General features: G+C 42.1%; 2 protein-coding genes. Both read right to left on the bottom strand.

Translation table 11 applies throughout. The features are described from left to right. Positions 1–86: 86 nt before the first annotated feature. Complete coding sequence (locus tag RQ893_RS09070; RefSeq protein ID WP_311482681.1) at positions 87–758, bottom strand: peptidoglycan amidohydrolase family protein; 672 nt, start codon at positions 756–758, stop codon at positions 87–89. 354 nt (positions 759–1112) lie between these two features. Next, positions 1113–1502, bottom strand: a complete 390-nt coding sequence (locus RQ893_RS09120; RefSeq protein WP_399523620.1) for a hypothetical protein — start codon at positions 1500–1502, stop codon at positions 1113–1115. Between the last annotated feature and the right edge of the window lie 1094 nt (positions 1503–2596).

Raw genomic sequence — 2596 nt, 5'->3', positions numbered from 1 at the left:
CTGCGGTGCTTTGCACCTTGAGAAATTTTGAAAACCGTAAAAACTTTGCTTACAAAGTTTTTACTACCATTAAAAAAGGAGTTTAATCAAACTCCTTTTTCCCTAATTGCTAGGTATCTCCTTTGTCCGCTTTGGCTTCCTATATAGGATGCCCAGAGGTGGGTTGGGGTTTCTACTAATTTGTCGTAGTAGACTATTTGCCCTGGGTAGTAGCAGGCTACTATGGGGGCGGATAGGTTTGGGGCGGTTCTGACGTTGGTGGCTACTCTTATTACTACCATTCCTACCTTGTCGATTATCATTTGGCTTAGGTTTTTGTTGGCGGCTTGGGGTCTAAAGTATCTTTCTCTGTTTGATCTTTGGCGGTCTAGGATGTAGGCTAGTCCCCTTTCCATGTCGGTGATGGTGACTCCGTTTGCTCTGTAGGAGCAATGGATTATTTTATCTTTTTCTAAGAAGATTCCTGTGTGGCCTGCGGCTCCTGCTGACTTGCCTTCTATACCTCTGATGAAGATGTCTCCTCGTCTGACTTCCTTATAGGAATAAATTTCTTTTAGGACTGTGCCGTTTAGCCTGTATAGGCTTTCTGTGTTGCCTATGGCGGTGCCTTTTGCGAGATAGCCGCCTGCTATGAGGGCGTAGTAGACGAAGGATGAGCAGTCATAAAAGTTTGGGCCAAGTCTTGCTGGATATGCCATTGAGTATGCCGCCCTCCCAATTTTGGAGAGGGCGAAGTCTATCATTTTTTCTTGTGTCATATTCCTCCTATTTTTTTATTTCCCTTAGTATCTCATCTAGTTTGCTATTGATTTGGATAATCAATATGAGATTCATTACTATGGGGAATCCTACTTGTGATATTAAATCAACTATGTCCATAACAACTTTTGAGGCGAGTTCTTGCTGGCTTTTCTTTATCGCTAGCAAATATCAAAGCGGGCAAGACTAAAAAAGAGTACCGGGGGCTTTGCCTTAATTTCAACTAAAAAAACCCTAGACCAAGCTAGGATTTTGAGTTTCAAAGGTATGAGCCTTTGCGGTTTTCGATTTTAGATAGAAAGTAGCCTCATTCTCCTTTCTATATATTTTAGCCGGCTACATATATATAGAAATTATTGCCTAATTGTCCCGATTTTTTTCTTCAAAATTTCTACTAGGTAGAGGGCGATTGACATTAGGATGGTCATGGCGGCGAAGACTAGGGGTGTTGGGACAAAGTCGAAGAAGGCTATTGGCACTTTTGTGAGGTAGCCGTAGTTGGCGTGGAGGGTGAGGTCAGCTGTGAAAATTATTAGGTTGATGCCAAGGCAGGTGAGGGAAACTTCCTTGAGTGATAAGTGTCTTGGGAAATTCACTGTCACGAGCAGACCGCATGCCATGAGGACATAGTGGTTTAGGATGTAGGTGACATTTGTCACATGTGGCCAGGCATAGGCTGATGGATCTGGGACGGCGAAGGCGACCAAGGTGCCTACGAGGGCTAGGTCCGCAAAAAAAGTCATGGATTTTTTCTTGGCAAAAAAATACGCCAGCGGAAGGCATATGCCTGCTATCCTGCAATGATACAAAGGAAGTCCCTCTAAGAGCAATATGTCACGATCCAAGGTGTACCAGCCATACAAGATTGCTTGCAAAGATATACTAGCAACAAGCAAGGTCTTTAAGAGCCAAGATTTCGCTCTGAATTTGTAAACGATAAATAAAAATAAAGTTAAACCCAAACGCACCAGGTGCATATTAAAAGTAAAACCCGCATCGGGTGTAGTTCTAAAAAAATAAGCCATAAAATTCCTCTCTTAATAATTAAAGATTATACCACTTCTTTCTATTTCGTCCGAGACGAAACAATCTTTTTTTCACTAGGTGAGTCTATTATTCCAGGAATATTTTCTTTAAACTTTAATTTTAATATTAATTTTGTCTTATGATATTTTTTATTATTTACTATTGAATCTTCGTTCATAGGGGGAACCCAAGGGGGCGGCAGCGCTCTAAGCCGCTTGGGCAAAATCCCCCTCACCAGCCTCCCCTTAAACACCAAGCAAGCCCGTCGGCTCGTGGAGACCTACACCCCCAACTGCTCCTTAGCGGAGTGCGAAACCAGAAGTTTGCCTACGGCAAACCACTTTAGTAGGGGGGCACCTTCGTATGAGATTATGTATATCCCCAGAGATTCTTTAATCTGCGGGTTGCTAAAAACTGATAACTCGCTAACGCTCAGTCCTCCACGAGCCGGACAGGCTTGCCATCAGTTTTCTTAACGCAACCCTAGATTAAAAATCATTCCCGATAAAATAGAGAAATGGTCTCGAGCTTTCAGACTTGCTCGGCTCGTTTGACTTTGTCAAACATCGCTATATGTGTGTTAGTGCTTTTGTTTGATTTTTTCTAGAATCCTAGACCATATTAATTATATAAAGGTGGCGAGAGACTTCTCGACTTCGCTCGAAGCGAGGGATTGTGGTTCTTACTATTTTTCAAGGTTTTATTGTAGCCTTAGTTTAAAAACTCAAGACCGAGTATTTTAAAATCCCAAGACTCCGTGAAGAAAATTGCACTGACAGTCACTTGTGAATAAAGACTATGTAACTACTGT

Origin of the sequence: uncultured Anaerococcus sp. (assembly GCF_963510915.1) — a bacterium.
In the GTDB taxonomy this organism is placed as follows: Bacteria; Bacillota; Clostridia; order Tissierellales; family Peptoniphilaceae; genus Anaerococcus.
Note: the sequence above shows the minus strand (reverse complement) of the source record. Positions and strands in the feature narration are given on the sequence as shown.